12 protein-coding genes and 1 tRNA gene are annotated in these 18,094 nt (G+C 57.3%); 3 read left to right on the top strand and 10 right to left on the bottom strand.

Annotated features, from left to right (window positions below; translation table 11 throughout):
* Positions 1-3: 3 nt before the first annotated feature.
* Positions 4-98 (bottom strand) — tRNA-Sec (locus QRD42_RS04540).
* A 285-nt stretch (positions 99-383) separates the two neighbouring features.
* Here QRD42_RS04540 and QRD42_RS04535 point away from each other — a divergent pair.
* The gene (locus QRD42_RS04535) at positions 384-1,778 is read left to right on the top strand and encodes a glycoside-pentoside-hexuronide family transporter (protein WP_321988278.1); all 1,395 of its coding nucleotides are present in this window, start codon (positions 384-386) and stop codon (positions 1,776-1,778) included.
* Between the two features lie 12 nt (positions 1,779-1,790).
* A complete protein-coding gene (gene yicI, locus QRD42_RS04530) occupies positions 1,791-4,106 on the top strand; it encodes an alpha-xylosidase (protein ID WP_321988277.1) in 2,316 nt (771 codons plus the stop codon).
* A gap of 17 nt (positions 4,107-4,123) precedes the next feature.
* On the opposite strand, the gene QRD42_RS04525 is transcribed toward yicI, so the two are convergent.
* The 7 genes from QRD42_RS04525 to gmk all read right to left on the bottom strand — a co-directional run bounded on the left by QRD42_RS04525 (position 4,124) and on the right by gmk (position 13,359).
* Positions 4,124-5,830 (bottom strand): AsmA family protein, encoded by a 1,707-nt coding sequence (locus QRD42_RS04525; RefSeq protein ID WP_321988276.1) that lies wholly within the window; start codon positions 5,828-5,830, stop codon positions 4,124-4,126.
* Positions 5,831-5,950: 120 nt separating this feature from the next.
* Entirely contained in the window at positions 5,951-7,342 is a 1,392-nt protein-coding gene (locus QRD42_RS04520) for a nucleobase:cation symporter-2 family protein (RefSeq protein WP_318362535.1), read from the bottom strand.
* A 154-nt stretch (positions 7,343-7,496) separates the two neighbouring features.
* Entirely contained in the window at positions 7,497-9,578 is a 2,082-nt protein-coding gene (gene recG / locus QRD42_RS04515) for an ATP-dependent DNA helicase RecG (protein WP_321988275.1), read from the bottom strand.
* Between the two features lie 3 nt (positions 9,579-9,581).
* Positions 9,582-10,271 carry a tRNA (guanosine(18)-2'-O)-methyltransferase TrmH gene (trmH, locus tag QRD42_RS04510; RefSeq protein ID WP_321988273.1) on the bottom strand — a complete coding sequence of 230 codons (690 nt, stop codon included), beginning with the start codon at positions 10,269-10,271 and terminating at the stop codon, positions 9,582-9,584.
* Between the two features lie 4 nt (positions 10,272-10,275).
* Positions 10,276-12,387 (bottom strand): bifunctional GTP diphosphokinase/guanosine-3',5'-bis pyrophosphate 3'-pyrophosphohydrolase, encoded by a 2,112-nt coding sequence (gene spoT, locus QRD42_RS04505; protein WP_321988272.1) that lies wholly within the window; start codon positions 12,385-12,387, stop codon positions 10,276-10,278.
* Between the two features lie 18 nt (positions 12,388-12,405).
* Positions 12,406-12,681, bottom strand: a complete 276-nt coding sequence (gene rpoZ, locus QRD42_RS04500; protein ID WP_031523238.1) for a DNA-directed RNA polymerase subunit omega — start codon at positions 12,679-12,681, stop codon at positions 12,406-12,408.
* 54 nt (positions 12,682-12,735) lie between these two features.
* Positions 12,736-13,359 (bottom strand): guanylate kinase, encoded by a 624-nt coding sequence (gmk, locus tag QRD42_RS04495; protein WP_072571000.1) that lies wholly within the window; start codon positions 13,357-13,359, stop codon positions 12,736-12,738.
* A 257-nt stretch (positions 13,360-13,616) separates the two neighbouring features.
* Here gmk and ligB point away from each other — a divergent pair, with 257 nt between their 5' ends.
* The gene (ligB, locus tag QRD42_RS04490) at positions 13,617-15,296 is read left to right on the top strand and encodes an NAD-dependent DNA ligase LigB (protein ID WP_321988271.1); all 1,680 of its coding nucleotides are present in this window, start codon (positions 13,617-13,619) and stop codon (positions 15,294-15,296) included.
* Positions 15,297-15,305: 9 nt separating this feature from the next.
* On the opposite strand, the gene QRD42_RS04485 is transcribed toward ligB, so the two are convergent.
* Together QRD42_RS04485 and QRD42_RS04480 are read right to left on the bottom strand one after the other, a co-directional pair.
* A complete protein-coding gene (locus QRD42_RS04485) occupies positions 15,306-15,923 on the bottom strand; it encodes a trimeric intracellular cation channel family protein (RefSeq protein ID WP_072571004.1) in 618 nt (205 codons plus the stop codon).
* 176 nt (positions 15,924-16,099) lie between these two features.
* The gene (locus QRD42_RS04480; protein WP_321988270.1) at positions 16,100-18,088 is read right to left on the bottom strand and encodes an acyltransferase family protein; all 1,989 of its coding nucleotides are present in this window, start codon (positions 18,086-18,088) and stop codon (positions 16,100-16,102) included.
* Between the last annotated feature and the right edge of the window lie 6 nt (positions 18,089-18,094).

Here is an 18,094-nt window from a genome sequence, read left to right as displayed (position 1 = left end):
AATTGGCGGAAGATCACAGGAGTCGAACCTGCCCGGCACCGCTGGCGGCACCAACTGGATTTGAAGTCCAGCCGCCTCACCGGAGACGACGATCTTCCTAGCCTTCATTGCTACATGGAGGCGGGGCGCATTATAGCCACTTTCCTGCTGTAACCACATACCCCGTCACACTTTTTTATCAGATCTGCGTCAAACCTTCGTCTGGTTTTGGTTAAAACCCTATTAAATCCATTGCTTATCCTCCCGCCTCATTTTCAGCTACCCCGATCACATAAAACAAGAATCGTAATCTGATAACCAGAAAACGGAATACCCGCTTCCGGAACGATGGTTTAAAACGTCTGCACCTGGTATCGGCGTACTTCTGAGCAAAAGGATGAAAGATGAAGAGTCAGATTATTTCTGTGAAGGAGAAGATTGGCTACGGCATGGGTGACGCCGCCAGCCATATCATCTTTGATAACGTGATGATGTACATGATGTTTTTTTATACGGATATTTTCGGTATTCCCGCCGGGTTTGTCGGCACCATGTTCTTACTGGCCCGGGCGCTGGATGCGATTTCCGACCCCTGCATGGGGCTTATCGCCGACCGTACGCGCAGCCGCTGGGGTAAATTCCGCCCGTGGATGATGTTTGGCGCGCTGCCCTTCGGCATCGTCTGCGTACTCACCTACAGCACGCCCGATCTGAGCATGAACGGCAAAATGATTTACGCCGCCGTCACCTACACGCTGCTGACCCTGCTCTACACCGTGGTGAATATCCCGTACTGCGCGCTGGGCGGCGTGATCACCAACGACCCGGCGCAGCGTATCTCCCTGCAATCCTGGCGCTTCGTGCTGGCGACGGCGGGCGGCATGCTCTCTACCGTACTGATGATGCCGCTGGTGAATTTGATTGGCGGGGAAGACAAAGCGCTGGGTTATCAGGGCGGCATTGCCGTGCTGTCGGTAGTGGCGTTCCTGATGCTGACGTTCTGCTTCTTTACCACCAAAGAGCGTATCCAGGTGCCGCCGAACACCACGCCGATGCGTGAAGATCTGCGCGACATCTGGAACAACGACCAGTGGCGCATCGTCGGCCTGCTGACCATCCTCAACATCCTGGCGGTATGCGTTCGCGGCGGGGCGATGATGTACTACGTCACCTGGATCCTCGGTACGCCGGAAGTGTTCGTCGCCTTCCTCACCACTTACTGCGTCGGCAACCTGATCGGCAGCGCGCTGGCGAAGCCGCTTACCGACTGGAAATGCAAGGTCAGCATCTTCTGGTGGACCAACGCCCTGCTGACGATTTTCAGCGTGGCGATGTTCTTTGTTCCGGTCAGCGCCAGCCTCACCATGTTCGCCTTCATCTTTATCATCGGCGTGCTGCATCAGCTGGTGACGCCGATCCAGTGGGTGATGATGTCCGATACCGTCGATTACGGCGAATGGTGTAACGGCAAGCGCCTGACCGGTATCAGCTTCGCGGGCACGCTCTTTGTGCTGAAACTGGGCCTGGCGATTGGCGGCGCGCTCATCGGCTGGGCGCTGGCGGGTGGCGGCTATGACGCGGCGGCCAAAACGCAGAACAGCGCCACCATCACCATTATTATCGCGCTGTTCACTCTCGTCCCGGCGGCCTGTTATTTCCTCAGCGCGATCATCGCGAAACGCTACTACACCCTGAAAACGCCGTTCCTCGTGAAAATCATGGAGCAGCTGGCGCAGGGCGCGCGTCGTAACGAACAGGCATTTAACGAGAAACCTGTCGCCAAAGAATTACCGCATTAAAAGGAGCCGATAATGAAAATCAGTGATGGAAACTGGCTTATTCAGCCCGGGCTGAACCTCATTCACCCGATCCAGGTGTTCGATGTGGAACAGCAGGGCAATGAGATGGTGGTGTACGCCGCCCCGCGCGATGTGCGTGAACGCACCTGGCAGCTTGACACACCGCTGTTTACGCTGCGCTTTTTCTCGCCGCAGGAAGGCGTGGTCGGCGTGCGTATGGAACACTTTCAGGGCGCGCTGAACAATGGCCCGCATTACCCGCTGAATGTGCAGGACGTGCCGGTTGAGATGCAGAACACGGCGGAGTTCGCCGAACTGAAAAGCGGCGCGTTAAGCGTACGTGTCACCAAAGGCGATGCCTGGTCGCTGGATTTTCTGCGCAACGGCGTGCGCATCACCGGCAGCCAGGTGAAAAATAACGGCTACGTGCAGGACACCGTCAGCAATCGCAATTATTTGTTTGAGCGGCTGGATCTGGGCGTCGGCGAAACCGTGTATGGCCTCGGCGAGCGCTTTACCGCGCTGGTGCGCAACGGGCAGACGGTGGAGACCTGGAACCGCGACGGCGGCACCAGCACCGAACAGGCGTATAAAAATATTCCGTTCTACCTCACCAGTCGCGGGTATGGCGTGCTGGTGAATCATCCCGAGTGCGTGTCCTTTGAAATCGGTTCGGAAAAAGTCTCCAAAGTGCAGTTCAGCGTGGAGTCTGAATATCTGGAATATTTTGTCATCGACGGGCCGACGCCAAAAGAGGTACTGAACCGCTATACGCAGCTGACCGGCCGCCCGGCGCTGCCGCCGGCGTGGTCGTTTGGACTGTGGCTGACCACCTCGTTCACCACCAATTACGATGAAGCCACGGTGAACAGCTTTATCGACGGCATGGCGGAGCGCGATCTGCCGCTGCACGTGTTCCATTTCGACTGCTTCTGGATGAAAGCCTTCCAGTGGTGCGATTTTCAGTGGGATCCGGTGACCTTCCCGGATGCGGAGGGCATGATCAAACGCCTGAAGGCGAAAGGGCTGAAAATCTGCGTCTGGATCAACCCGTACATCGGCCAGAAATCACCGGTATTTAACGAGCTGAAAGAGAAGGGCTATCTGCTGAAACGCCCGGACGGCTCGCTGTGGCAGTGGGATAAATGGCAGCCGGGGCTGGCTATCTATGATTTTACGAATCCGGAAGCCTGCCGGTGGTATGCGGAGCAGCTGAAAGGGCTGGTGGCTATCGGCGTCGACTGCTTCAAAACCGATTTCGGCGAGCGCATTCCGACGGACGTGGCCTGGCATGACGGCTCCTGCCCGCAGAAGATGCATAACCATTACGCCTATATCTACAACGAACTGGTGTGGAATGTGCTGAAAGAGACGGTGGGCGAGGAAGAAGCCGTGCTGTTCGCCCGCTCGGCGTCGGTGGGGGCGCAGAAATTCCCGGTGCACTGGGGCGGCGACTGCTACGCCAACTACGAATCCATGGCGGAAAGCCTGCGCGGCGGGCTGTCGATTGGCCTGTCCGGCTTTGGGTTCTGGAGCCACGATATTGGCGGCTTCGAAAACACCGCCCCGGCGCACGTCTATAAGCGCTGGTGCGCGTTCGGGCTGCTCTCCAGCCACAGCCGTCTGCATGGCAGCAAATCCTATCGCGTGCCCTGGGCGTATGATGAGGAGTCCTGCGACGTGGTGCGCCACTTCACGCAGCTGAAATGCCGCCTGATGCCGTATCTGTACCGCCAGGCCGCGCTGGCCCGTGACGCGGGCACGCCGATGATGCGCGCCATGATGCTGGAGTTCCCGGACGATCCGGCGTGTGACTATCTTGATCGCCAGTATATGCTCGGCGATGCGGTGATGGTCGCGCCGGTCTTCTCGGAAGCGGGCGACGTGCAGTTTTATCTGCCGGAAGGCCGCTGGACGCACCTGTGGCGCAACGATGAGCTTACCGGCAGCCGCTGGCACAAACAGCAGCATGATTTCCTGAGCCTGCCGGTCTACGTGCGGGATAACACCCTGCTGGCGCTGGGAAATAACGATCGGAAGCCGGACTATGCGTGGAACGACGGCACGGCGTTTCAGCTGTTCAGCCTGGAAGATGGCCGTGAAGCTTGCTGCGAAGTCCCGGCGGAGGATGGCCTGGTTGCCTTTACGCTACAGGCACGGCGGGAAGGGGATCGCATCACGCTCACCGGCACCGGTGATGCCCGCAACTGGACGCTGTGTTTGCGCAATATCCCGCAGGTGAGCGCCGTGCAGGGCGGCTCACAGGCGGGCAGTGAGTGGGGGGCAGTTATCACCGCGCAGGAGAATACGCTGGTGGTTACGCTCTGAGTGTTAACCCTCTCCCGTCAGGGAGAGGGTGTGGTTTCCGGCTGCGCGGTACTCACCTCGCCGTTGCGCATCGTCTGTGTCACCTGCCGTTTCTCTGTATTCAGCACCTTCAGTTCCGCATTCACCGTGGGTTTTAACGGCGTATCCGCTTTTACGTTGCCGCTGGCGGTTAGCTGAATATTACCATCGCCGGAAATCGGCAGCGCAGGCCAGCCCCACTGCTGCAATACGTTCACCGGCACGCCGCGCCCATTGAGGCTCACTTTCACCTGGCGATCAGCCAGCTGCGACACCACAGCGGTGGCTTCCAGTAAACCCTGGCCGGTAAAGGCGCTCAGCTCGCTGATGTTGACCGCATTGGTGTTTGCAGCCAGCGCCAGCGACGGACGACGCACATCGACGCGGTTAAAGGTCGCCGCCGCGCCGTTCAGTTTGGCGCTACCGCCCCAGACGCCCCATTTGCCGTCCCGCGCCAGCAGCAGATTATTACCATAGCCATCCAGCGCGGTGATCTGCCACGGGAAGGCCGGATCGATGTCGATCACCAGGTTGCGGCTGGCGCTGAATTTTTTCAGCACCACGGCATTCAGCCAGCCGGGGAGAGGATCCATCCACAGCTGTTTCCAGTTGGCGGGCAGGGTGTATTCCAGACCGGCGATGGCGGCATCATCCAGCACCAGCGCTTTGCCGTCGCGCAACCAGTTGCCGGAGGTGCGCAGCAGGCCGCCTTCCCAGCGTGAGGTGAACTGGCGCAGCGCCACGCCCTGCGGTGAAAACTCCGCGTTGAGAATAGGATCAAACAGGTGCAGCGAGCCGTAGATAAATTCACTGGCGTTCATCGACAGCCTGCCGTCGTCGCTCTGCCAGTCGCCCTCGCTCAGCGTCAGGTTACGCACGCTCAGATCCAGATCGGTAACCGCCCAGTCCGGCCCCTGCAGGCGCGCGTCTGTCACTTCCAGTCTGCCGATCTGCAACGATGGCAGCGTGGTGAGCGGCATAAAGAAATCGCTCAGGGATTTGTCGCTTTGCAGGCGGATGTCATTGAGACGCAGGCTGTCGATAATCCAGCCGCCGTTGGCGGTACGGCGGGCGGTACCGGTGAGCGAGCCGCGCGCCATATCCGCGCCAATGGTGCTCAGCGTCACCTCATTGTTGTCGATACTGCCCTGAATGAGGACATTACTGATGGGGACGCCATTCAGCGTCATGGAGCCTGCGCTCACCTGGATTTGCGCCTGGCTGCCAAGCACATTGCCCGCTTTCGGCTGCCAGGGGCTGACGCCGCCTGTCACCCGCTGGGCGCTGAGATCCCAGCCGGTCGCCGGACTGTTGAACGCCATATTGTTCAGTTGCAGGCGGTCGGCCTGGAAGGGCAGCGGCGCGGTATCCGGAGATAAATTCAGCGTCCCGTCTGACAGCAAAATAGTATCGGCATGCAGCGGATCGGTGAACTGACGGCTACTCAGCCCAATATCCACCGCTTTCGCATCCAGGGTGGCAGGCTGGCCCTTGCGGCCAAACGTAACGCTCTTTAACAGCACATGGGAAGGCGAAGAAAAGCGGTGATCCACTGCCTCAACGGTGAGCTGGTAATCACTGTTATCCGTAACCCAGTGGCCCACCTGCGCTGCGCCCCAGCGCGTCTGGATCAGAAAATAGCCCGCAAGAATCAGCACCAGCAGCGCGATCAGCAGATAAATCAGCAGCTTTCCAATGAGTTTCATCGTCTTCCCTTCCTCTATGCAGACAGGGAATTTATGCACGATTTATGCGCAATGCTCAAGGAGGGAATGGTGAAAGCGTGTAACGGCGACAGCAGGAAAGCCCCGCTGCCGCCGTGAAAATCAGTTTTTCTCAGGCGGGAAAACGAGGTTCAGCACGATAGCGGTGATACCGCCCGCGGCGATCCCCGAGGAGAGCAGGTTCTTCAGCCAGTCCGGCGCAAATTGCAGGATCAGCGGCTGCTGGGAAACGCCCAGACCGACCGCCAGCGACAGGGCGATAATCATGATCGCGCGGCGGTTCAGCGGCTCGCGGGACACGATACGCACCCCGGAAGCGGCAATGGTACCGAACATCACCAGCGTTGCGCCGCCCAGCACCGGCTCAGGAATGTGCTGCACGAAGCCACTCACCGCCGGGAACAGGCCGAGCAGGATCAGCATCAGCGCCACCACGAAACCGACATAACGGCTGGCCACGCCGGTCAGCTGGATCACGCCGTTGTTCTGTCCGAAACAGGAGTTCGGAAAGGTGTTGAACACCGCCGACACAAAGGAGTTCAGGCCGTTCGCCAGCACGCCGCCTTTCAGGCGCTTCATGTACAGCGGCCCGGAAACCGGCTGTTCAGAGACGTCAGAGGTGGCGGTAATATCGCCGATGGTTTCCAGCGAGGTGATCATAAATACCAGCATCAGCGGCAGCAGCAGGCTCCAGTCGATACCTAAACCGTAATAGAGCGGGGTGGGGATCATGATCAGATCGCTACTGGTCGGCGCGGTGTTCTCCGGCAGCATACCCAGCGCCCAGGCGAGGATATAACCCACCGCCATAGCGATCACCAGCGAGGCCACGCGCAGGTACGGGTTGCGCTGACGGTTCAGCAGGATGATCACCGCCAGCACCGCGCCCGCCAGCAGCAGGTTTTTCGGCGCGCCGAAGGTGTGATCGGCCATGGCGCCATAGCCGCCGCCGATAGAGGTCAGGCCGACCTGGATCAGCGACAGACCGATAATCATCACCACCACGCCGGATACCAGCGGCGTAATAATGCGGCGCGCCAGGTGCAGCACGCGGGAAAGGACCATTTCGGTACAGCTTGCCAGCATCAGGGTGCCAAACAGCGCCGCCATCATGGTCGGCACATCCGCGCCGCCGGTTTTCAGCGCCGTGCCGCCCATGATCAGCGGGGCCACAAAGTTAAAGCTGGTGCCCTGAATGGATAACAGCCCGGAGCCAACCGGCCCCCACGCTTTGATCTGAATAATGGACGCCACACCAGAGGCGAACAGCGACATGCTGATGATGTGCTGCGTGTCCTGAGCCGGTAAGCCGAGCGCCTGACAAATCAGCATCGCCGGGGTGATGACCGCGACAAACATTGCCAGCAGATGCTGACAGGCGGCAAAAAGCGTTTGTGCCAGCGGCGGGCGATCTTCCAGGCGGTAGATCAGCTCACTATTATGCTGCGGCGCAACCGGTTGCGCATTTTCAGACTCGACGGTGTTAACGGACATCTCTGGCGATCCCATGATGGAAAAGCGGGGATTTTATCGGACTGAATGGTAAAAGCAAACGTTTGCCAGCAAAAAATCTCATAATTAAAAGGGATAAAAAGCGGCCGGGATATAGCGTTATGCGTATGTCAGAGTGAATGGCTGAAAATTTGCGTCAGGCGTTGGAATAGCGTTCGGTTTCCGGCATCCAGCGTTCGATCAGCGCCAGCGCCTGTTCCGGATAACGCTCATGAATATGACGGGCGAGGCGCTGCACATCGGGGATCATCGCCTGGTCGCGCAGCAGATCGGCGACTTTGAATTCAGCGTTGCCGGTCTGTCGGGTACCGAGCAGTTCGCCGGGGCCGCGAATTTCGAGATCTTTTTGCGCAATCACAAAGCCATCATTGCTGTCGCGCAGCACCTGCAGGCGTTTTTGCGCGGTTTTTGACAGCGGGGATTTGTAAAGCAGTACGCAGTGGGACGCCACCGCGCCACGACCGACGCGGCCCCGGAGCTGGTGGAGTTGCGCAAGGCCCAGGCGTTCCGGGTTTTCGATGATCATCAGGCTGGCGTTGGGCACATCCACCCCGACTTCGATGACGGTGGTGGCGATCAGCAGATGCAGTTCGCCCTGCTTGAACGCCTGCATCACCGCCTGTTTTTCGGCGGGCTTCATGCGGCCATGAACCAGGCCGACGTTAAGCTCCGGCAGCGCCAGCTTCAGTTCTTCCCAGGTGGCCTCGGCTGCCTGGGCTTCCAGTAAATCGGATTCTTCGATCAGCGTGCACACCCAGTAAGCCTGGCGGCCTTCGCTCATGCACGCCTGGCGTACGCGATCGATAATATCGCTGCGGCGCGTGTCGGGAATGGCCACCGTGGTGACGGGCGTACGTCCCGGCGGCATTTCGTCGATCACAGAGGTATCGAGATCGGCATACGCCGTCATCGCCAGCGTACGCGGGATAGGGGTTGCGGTCATGATCAACTGATGGGGATGAAAGCCCTGTTGCTGGCCTTTTTCCCACAGCGCCAGCCGCTGGTGCACGCCAAAGCGATGCTGTTCGTCGATGATCACCAGCGCCAGGCCGTTAAACTGCACCTGCTCCTGGAAGATGGCATGGGTGCCGACAATCATCTGCACCTGACCGCTGGCGATGGCTTCCTGTTGCGCCACGCGCGCTTTGCCCTTCTGCTTACCCGCCAGCCAGCCGACTTCAATGCCGAGAGGGACAAACCAGGCGCGGAAATTGTTAGCGTGCTGCTCGGCAAGCAGTTCGGTCGGGGCCATCATCGCCACCTGTTTGCCATTGGCAATGGCGCGCAGGGCGGCAAGGGCCGCCACCAGCGTTTTACCGGAGCCGACGTCGCCCTGCACCAGACGCATCATCGGAATATCAAGCGCCATATCGTGTTCGATTTCAGCCACCACCCGCGCCTGTGCGCCGGTCGGCTTAAACGGCAGTGACGCCAGCAGCTGATTTTTCAGCTCATCCTGCGCGGTAAGGGGCTGGGCGTGAAAACGCTGCGCACCGGCGCGTAAGGCCAGCATGCTGAGATTGTGCGCCAGCAGCTCTTCAAGGATCAGACGGCGCTGGGCGGGGTGCTGACCGCTCTCCAGATCGGCGAGCTGTAAGGTCGGCGGTGGGCGATGCAGCGTGCGCAGCGCTTCCGGCAGGCTCATCATGCCCTGGGCTAATTCAGCGGGCAGCAGTTCGGCAATGGCGCAGGTGTCCAGCAGTTCCAGCGCCTGGTCCGTCAGCTTGCGCAGTGTCGCCTGTTTGATGCCTTCGGTCGTCGGATAAACGGGGGTCAGGGTGTCAGCCAGTGCCGGGCTGGTGAGGTCGCCCTGCACACGGTATTCCGGGTGGATCATCTCCGCGCCGTATTTGCCGCGCTTTGCTTCGCCGTAAGCCAGCACGCGTTTTCCTGTCGCCAGACTGTTTTTCATCGCCGCGCTGAAGTTAAAGAAGCGCAGGGTCAGAATGCCGCTGCCGTCGCTGATCTGACAGGTCATCATGCGACGGCCGCCAAAGGTGACGTTACAGTTCAGCACTTCGCCTTCTACCGTGGCATAAACGCCCGGCAGCAAATCGGCGATGGTGTAAAGCTGGGTACGATCTTCGTAACGTAAGGGCAGATGCAGGAGCAGATCCTGCACGTTGACGAGGCCGATTTTGGCGAGCTTGCTGCTCTGCGCTGCGCCCACGCCGGTCAGCGAGCTTAGCGGAATGGCGTCAAGCAGGCGGCCTTTCATGGGTTATTTCGCTGACTGCATGGTGGCCCACCACGCGTCATCGGCTTCGATTTCGCCCTGCGTGTTGACGTGGGGATAAGGCAGACCTTTGCGTTTCGCCACGCGGGCCAGTACCGGATAGCCGCCTTCAAACAGCAAACGCTGCTGTTCGTCTTCCTGCAGCATGCTGTTTTCCCGCTTATACAGACCGGCGTTCTGCCGCTGGCGCTGGGCTTCATACAGAATGAGGGCGGAGGCAACGGAGACGTTAAGCGACTGCACCATGCCGATCATGGGAATGATGATGTCCTGATCCGCCAGATCCAGCGCTTCCTGCGTGATCCCGGTTTTCTCCTGACCCATCAGAATACAGGTCGGGCGGGTATAATCGATCTCGCGAAAATCGACGGCTTTATCAGACAGATGTGTCGCCAGAACCTGCATGCTCTGGCCTTTGAGATGTGAAACGGCGTCGCTGATGGTGCTATGGGTTTTAACCTGCACCCAGCTGTTGCTGCCCGCCGCGGAAGAGGCCATGGTGCGGATACGGCTGCCCGGCCAGACGGCGTGCACTTCATGCACGCCAACGGCGTCTGCAGTACGGATAATAGCAGAGACGTTATGAGGCTTGTGGACCTGCTCCATGCAGACCGTCAGATCAGGCTGACGCCTGGCGAGCATTTCGCAGATTCGCGCATAACGCTGTGCATTCATTAGGCTAGTTTCGGTTACGGGTGACTTTAATCACGTCCGGCAATACGCGGATTTTACGCATGATGTTTGCCAGATGAACACGATCCTGCGCGGTCAGGCGGATAAACGCGCTGTACACGCGGCCATCTTTTTCTTCGGTATTCAGACTCTGAATATTGGAAGAGGCCGTGTTGATTGCCGCGGTCAGGTTTGCGAGTGCACCCTGGTGGTTAAACATGTCCACCTTGATTTCGGTGATAAATTCCTGCGCCGTGTCTTTATCCCACTCCACCGCCATAAACTTCTCTGGCTCTTTCTGATAGCCACGGATGTTACGGCAGGATTCATGGTGGATCACCAGCCCTTTACCAGGGCTGACGTGGGCGATAATCGGGTCACCCGGTAGTGGACGGCAGCATTTCGCGAAGGTGATCAGCACCCCGTCAGCGCCTTTGATCGGCAGATGACCGTGACCCTGACCCGTCTGCACCGGAGCCGCCGTTTCACCCTGTTGCAGGTTTTTCGCGACCACGACGCTCATGGCATTGCCAAGACCGATTTCCGCCAGCAGATCGTCAAGGGACGCCAGCTTCATGCGCTCCAGCTCATGCTGAATATTTTCCGGTGGGATTTCCGCCAGCTTGCGGCTGCCGCCAAGGGCATGGTTAAGCAGACGGCGACCCAGGCTTACGGAATCGTCGCGCTTGAGGTTTTTCAGCATCTGGCGAATTTTGGCGCGGGCTTTGGAGCTGACAACAAAGTTGAGCCATGCGGCGTTCGGGCGGGCGCCAGGTGCGGTGATGATTTCAACCGTCTGGCCGCTGGCGAGCGGCTGTGACAGCGGATACGGCTGTCTGTCCACGCGCGCGCCCACGCAGGCGTGGCCGATGTCGGTATGCACGGCATAGGCGAAATCGACCGGGGTGGCACCGGCAGGCAGCTCAACAATGCGCCCTTCCGGTGTGAAAACATAAATCTCATCCGGGAAGAGATCAGATTTAACGCTCTCGATAAATTCAAACGAACTACCGGCGCTCTGCTGCAGTTCCAGCAGGCTCTGCATCCAGCGCTGCGCGCGGATTTGCGCCGTGGTGCTGCTTTCACCGTGCTCTTTATAAGCCCAGTGCGCGGCAACCCCCATTTCCGCCATCATGTCCATGTCTTCGGTGCGGATCTGCACCTCAACCGGTACACCGTGCGGGCCAATCATCGAGGTGTGCAAAGACTGATAGCCGTTCGCTTTTGGAATGGCGATATAGTCTTTCATACGCCCCGGACGCGGCTTATAGAGACTGTGCATCTGACCGAGCACGCGGTAGCAGGTATCCAGATCGTGGACGATGACGCGGAAGGCGTAAATATCCATGATCGAGTGGAAACGCTGCTCTTTCATGACCATTTTGCAGTAAATGGAGTAGAGATGCTTTTCGCGTCCGCTTACGCGACAGGGAATACCGGCTTCCTGCAAACGGCCTTCGATTTCAGAGAGGATTTTCTGGATCATCTCTTTACGGTTACCGCGCGCAGATTTCACCACCTCTTTGATCACCCGATAGCGGTTCGGGTGCAACGCCTCAAAGCCCAGCTCTTCAAGCTCGGTTTTGATGTGATGGATACCTAAACGGTGCGCCAGCGGACTGTAGATTTCGAGGGTTTCACGGGCGATGCGGCGACGTTTATCCGGGCGCAGTGAGCCCAGCGTGCGCATATTGTGGGTGCGGTCAGCCAGTTTGATGAGAATGACGCGGATATCCTGCACCATCGCCATAATCATCTTGCGGAAGTTTTCGGCCTGCGCCTCTTTCTTGTCGCGGAACTTAAGCTTATCAAGCTTGGACACCCCTTCCACCAGCTCGGCAACGCTTTTGCCAAACAGCTGTTCCATGTCCTGGTAGGTGGCGGGGGTATCTTCAATCACATCATGCAGCAGCGCGGCCATCAGTGTTTCATAGTCGAGTTTCATCTCGGCCAGAATACAGGCTACCGCAACCGGGTGCGTGATGTAGGGTTCACCGCTTGAACGTGTCTGGCCCTCGTGAGCGTCACGTGCAACGAGATACGCCTGCTGGAGACGCTTTATCTGCTCTTCCGGCAGATAGGTTTGAATCAGCTGATTCAGGCTTTCAAACAGATACAAGGGTGACCTGCAGTGTTATTAACGACGACCTTCAGCAATCGCGGTGACGGCCTGTAATTCAGCGGCTTCCTGCTCTTGCTGCTCCTGGCGCTCACGTACGTCGAGGATCTGGTTGTTGATCAGACCTTCTTCGATTTCGCGCAACGCGATAACGGTAGTTTTATCGTTCTCTTCCGCAACCAGCGGATCTTTACCACCAACCTGCATCTGACGAGCGCGACGCGCGGCGACCAGTACCAGGTCAAAACGGTTACCAATTTTCTCTACAGCGTCCTGAACAGTTACGCGTGCCATACTTAAAGTGCTCCACAGGTGAAGAAATGACTGGGCATGATACTGAAAGTACGTTCAGTCTGCCAATAGTTTGCTGATTAAAGCGTCATGTCGCTGTTTTTGGCGACCCATACGCAGACGTTCAGCACGAATAATGGTCTTCATATCGCTGATGGCGGTATCAAAATCATCATTCACAATCAGATAATCATATTCGGCGTAATGGCTCATTTCTGCAACCGCCTGCGCCATGCGTTTGGTGATCACCTCTTCGCTGTCCTGACCGCGACCGCGCAGGCGACGATCCAGCTCGTCTTTCGACGGCGGCAGAATAAAGATACTGCGCGCCTGCGGCATTTTCTGGCGGATTTGCTGCGCGCCCTGCCAGTCGATGTCGAGGAAAACGTCCACGCCCGTCGCCAGAACTTGTTCAATGGCGTCGCGCGAGGTGCCGTAATAATTACCAAACACTTCCGCATGCTCAAGAAACGCATCTCTGCCAATCATGTTCTTAAATTCATCATGATCCACAAAGAAATAGTGTTCACCGTGCACCTCACCCGGACGCGGCGCGCGCGTGGTGTGTGAAACAGAAACCTGGGTGTCGTACAACGGTTGGGTCTTTAACAAAGCCTGAATGAGGCTTGATTTACCCGCACCACTGGGCGCGGAAACAATATAGAGCGTGCCTTGAGCCATGAGTATCTTTTGTATGTGATGAACGAACGGGAATGTCTACATACGTGCCTATTATACACGTCGCCGCTACGTGACGTAGCCTTTGTCACACTTTTGCACGAGATTATTGCGTTTTGCGAGGCGTTTTCCTGAATTATCTGCCGTTTGCAGCAACAGCGCAAAATTCCCGGAAGCCGCCTCGCAAGGCGGCTTTTTGCTGCTCGTCTTGCCTCAGGCGTCGCGCTATACCGGAGCGAACACAGCAAGGGAGGCAGAACATGGTTAAGCGTGTGGGATGGATACTGTTCATCTTGTTCTTAAGCGGTGGCAGCCGGGCGGCATGCCCGGTATGGCCGCCTGCACGGGCAGAGCAGGAGATCGCGCGGCTTCAGCAGCAAATCATACAGTGGAACGACGCCTACTGGCGGCAGGGTAAAAGCGACGTCAGCGACGAGGTTTACGATAGGCTTAGCGCCCGGCTGGCGCACTGGCAGCGCTGTTTTGCGCCGCCCCTGCCGCTTGATGAACCTGCACCGACGGGCACAGGCGCCATCCTGCATCCGGTCGCCCATACGGGCGTAAAGAAACTCGCGGATAAAACCGCCCTGACGCAATGGATGGCAAACAAGCGCGACCTGTGGGTCCAGCCCAAAGTGGATGGCGTCGCCGTTACGCTGGTTTATCGTCAGGGTGAACTGGCGCAGGCTATCAGCCGCGGCGATGGCCTGAAAGGTGAAGACTGGACGAATAAAGTGCGGCAGATCCCCTCGCTGCCCAAAAAGATAAGCGGCCCGCTGGCAAACAGTGTCCTGCAGGGCGAGATTTTTCTTCTGCGTGATAACCACCGTCAGCAGGGAATGGGCGGCATGAATGCGCGGGCAAAAGTGGCAGGGGCGCTGATGCGGCAGGGGCCTTCCCCTCTAACCCACGAACTGGGGCTGTTTGTCTGGGCATGGCCGGACGGCCCACAGGATATGGCGCAACGTCTGCAGCAGCTTAACGAGGCGGGCTTTAAGTGGGTTTCGCAGTTCAGCCAGCCGGTAAAAGACGTGGGTGACGTGGAAACTCTTCGCGCCCGTTGGTTTGCCGCGCCGCTGCCCTTTGTCACTGACGGCGTGATAGTCAGAGCGGCGCGTGAACCGGCAGGCCAGCAGTGGTTGCCGGGGCAGGGCGACTGGGTGGTGGCATGGAAATATCCGCCAGCTGTACAGGTGGCGGAAGTGAAAAATATCCGCTTTAACGTCGGGCGCAGCGGGAAAATCGCGGTGGTGGCAGAGCTTGAGCCGGTACAGCTGGATGATAAACGCGTGGGGCGGGTCAATATCGGCTCGGTCCGGCGTTGGCAGGAGCTGGACATCGCCCCCGGCGATCAGCTGCAAATCAGCCTTGCCGGCCAGGGGATCCCACGGATTGACGGCGTGGCATGGCGCAACGCTTCGCGGGACAAGCCCGCGCCGCCCTCATCCCGTTTTAATTCGCTGACCTGTTTTTATGCGGCGCCAGAGTGTGAAGCGCAATTTCTGGCCCGTCTGGAGTGGCTAAGCTCTCCGCAGGCGCTGGATTTAACCGGGCTGGGGGAGGCAGCCTGGCGCACGCTGCACCAGGCCTGGCGGTTCGAGCATATCTTTTCCTGGCTGAGGTTAACGCCTCAGCAGTTGCAGCATACGCCGGGGATCTCACCGGCCAGAGGGCAAAAACTGTGGCATCAGTTTGAGCTGGCCCGTAAGCGCCCGTTTATTCGCTGGGTTATCGCCCTGGGTACGCCGCTGTCTCAGGGCGCGCTGAAGGCTGCGGGAGATTATCGCTGGCAACAACTGCTGGAACGAACTGAACAGCAATGGCAGCAACTGCCCGGTATCGGACAGGAAAAAGCCGGGCAACTGGTGGCCTTTACGCACCATGCCGCGCTGGAAAAGCTGACGGCATGGCTGGGCGAACAGGGAATGAACGGCTTTTAATACGGTGGATTAATGTACGTTATGTGTGTAGTGAAAGACGGGTAAACCCAGCTTCAGGCGCAGCGCCAGCAGGCGGGCGGTAAAACCAAACAGCAGGGTGGCGATGACCACCACGTCATGACTGGAGACATAATGTTGCAGAGCAATATAGAGCACCGCAGAGGCAAAGGCGACGCCAGCGTACAGCTCTTTCTGAAACACCAGCGGAATACGTTTGCAGAACATATCCCGCAGTACGCCGCCGAAGACGCCGGTCACGACTGCGGCAATAGTGGCGATGATCGGCCCTTCGCCCATATCGAGCGCAATCTGCGCGCCGATGATGGAAAACACCACCAGGCCCAGCGCGTCCAGCACCAGAAACAGACGGCGAAGATGGGGCATAACAGGCGCGGCAATAGTCGTCAGCACCGCAGCGGTGGCGACGATAATCACGTATTCCGGGTTTTTTACCCAGCCAAGCGGGTAATGCCCCAGCAGAATATCGCGCACGGAACCGCCGCCAAGGGCAGTCGCGGTGGCGATAATAATGACGCCAAAAGTATCCATACGGCGACGCCCGGCCGCCAGCGCACCTGTCATGGCTTCGGCGGTGATTCCAATAATATAAAGAATGTGTAACAGCATGCGCGCCCCCGTTAGTGAAGGCGCAGGGTAGCGAGTAGTGGCAGGGATCTCGATTGAGATTTTTTCAGGGTCAGGCTAATTGATTACTATAACTTATGCATTTTTTGACCAGTACTGCCTTCAGAAGTAGAAAAGCCAACAAAAATGCATTAGAAATTGTATGGCATATCTCGGGCCTAACGGAAAATTTCTTTAAACATTGGCACCAGTACGCGGTTGCCTGTTTCGCTCAGATGATTGTCATCAAAATAGAGAGGCTGCAGGTTTTTACTGCCCATACAGCGGCCATCTGTACATAACCAGCGGGAAGGATCGATAACCTTAACGCCACACTGATTGACTGCTCTGTCCTGCGCCTGCCAGATAAATTCTGTTTTCTTACGATACTCCGCCTCCTGGATGGAGACATCCTGCGGCTGTTTACCCATCATCAGAGCATGGGAAAGGTAGCGGGGTACATTGACATTCATTTCAGGGACAGGACGAACGAGGTAAACTTTATGATGTTGATTCAGCGCGCAGGCCATCGAGATCATCGACTCGGCATAAGTATGCAAATACTGGATCCCAACGATGTTCTTATCATCAAAATGCACCAGATGGCTTTCGGCATAATGACCCAGCCTGTTGACGATAACCACCGGTGTTGTGGACGGGATATCCGCAAGCCGTGCGGCAAGGGATTTGTTGAATTTGTAACAGCCTTCGTTTTTATCGACGTGGGCATCAGAAAGGTTCGGGCATCCGGACCATGTCATACCCATCACCGAACCATGCCCCTGTGCGGCGGTGGCAAGCGCTGTGGCTGTGGCCTCGGCATGACTGTCACCCACGATGACGGCAGCCAGCGCCCCAGTACCGTAATAACTGAGCGACGTTTTAGGATCGGCTGCGCGGTTTTTATTTTCGGCTTCGTTGGCAATCTGATTAACCAACGGATTGGGAGAATTCACCAGCGTTTGATACTTAACGAGATTGCCAAAAATATAACAGCCTGACACCGTTGCCAGCATCACCAGCCAGAATGCCGGAGCAGATAAGCGGGACAGGGATTTGTTCGCCGGTTGCTCAATTAATACCCATGACAACCAGCCCAGCAGAAATGAGAGTGCTATGCCGCTGGTGATCCATAACGCATCGTGCTGGCGATCGGCGTAGACAATAAAAACGGCGATCGGCCAGTGCCACAAATACACCGAATATGAGCTAAGACCAATCCACCGACAATGGCGATCGATACTTTCTGCCAGCGGTTGGTAATTGCTTGCGATGACCAGCATAGTGCCCAGCACGGGAAAAAGCGTCAGGTATCCGGGCCAGGCGCCATCCGGCGTAATCAGCACCACTGAGGCGGCTATTATCAGATAACCGACCAGCGCGCTGAGGCGTGCCCGGGCGCGGGAGAAGGTATAACGCTGTGAAATAAACCACACCAGACCGCCGCAGAGCATCTCCCATGCGCGAAACGGCATCAGATAAAACAGAGAAGAAAGATTTCCTGCGCTGGCATAAATCACACAGCCGATAAAAGAGCATATGGCGAGCAGCATTAATGAAAACATCATGCTGATGCGTTTTCTGACCAGATGTAACGCCATTAATAACAGCGGCAGTGCCAGATAAAACTGCCATTCTACCGAGAGAGACCAGGTATGGAGGAGCCAGTTTTCATGTGAACTGGTAGCAAAATATCCTCCTGCATCTTTATTTAATTTTATGTTAGAAATAAAGAGGATAGCGTAGCTAATGTAGTTACCGAGTCGCCGGAATTCGAGCGCTGGTAACCAGAACCACATCAATAATGGCAACAGAAGACACAACGCCAGAAGAGCCGGAATAATCCTTTTACAACGCGCGGTATAAAATCGCAGCAAACTGAATGTCTGCGCTTCCAGCCCTCCGGCGATGATTTTTGTCATCAGAAAACCAGAGATAACAAAAAACACATCTACTGCGGCAAAGCCACCGGGTAATAACTGTGCGGCAAAGTGGTAAAAAACAACGGATACAATGGCGATCCCGCGTAGCAGATTAATGTCCTGACGGAACTGACTATCGACTGAGTAGCGTTCAGTGCTCTCAATTGATAAAGAAAGATTTGCCATGCCATAACCTGTGAAATGTCTGTGCGGAACCAGAAAGGCGGCGAGTATACCAAGCTTCATAAGAAG

Origin of the sequence: Enterobacter sp. PGRG2, assembly GCF_030291195.1 — a bacterium.
GTDB lineage: Bacteria > Pseudomonadota > Gammaproteobacteria > Enterobacterales > Enterobacteriaceae > Enterobacter_D.
Note: the sequence above shows the minus strand (reverse complement) of the source record. Positions and strands in the feature narration are given on the sequence as shown.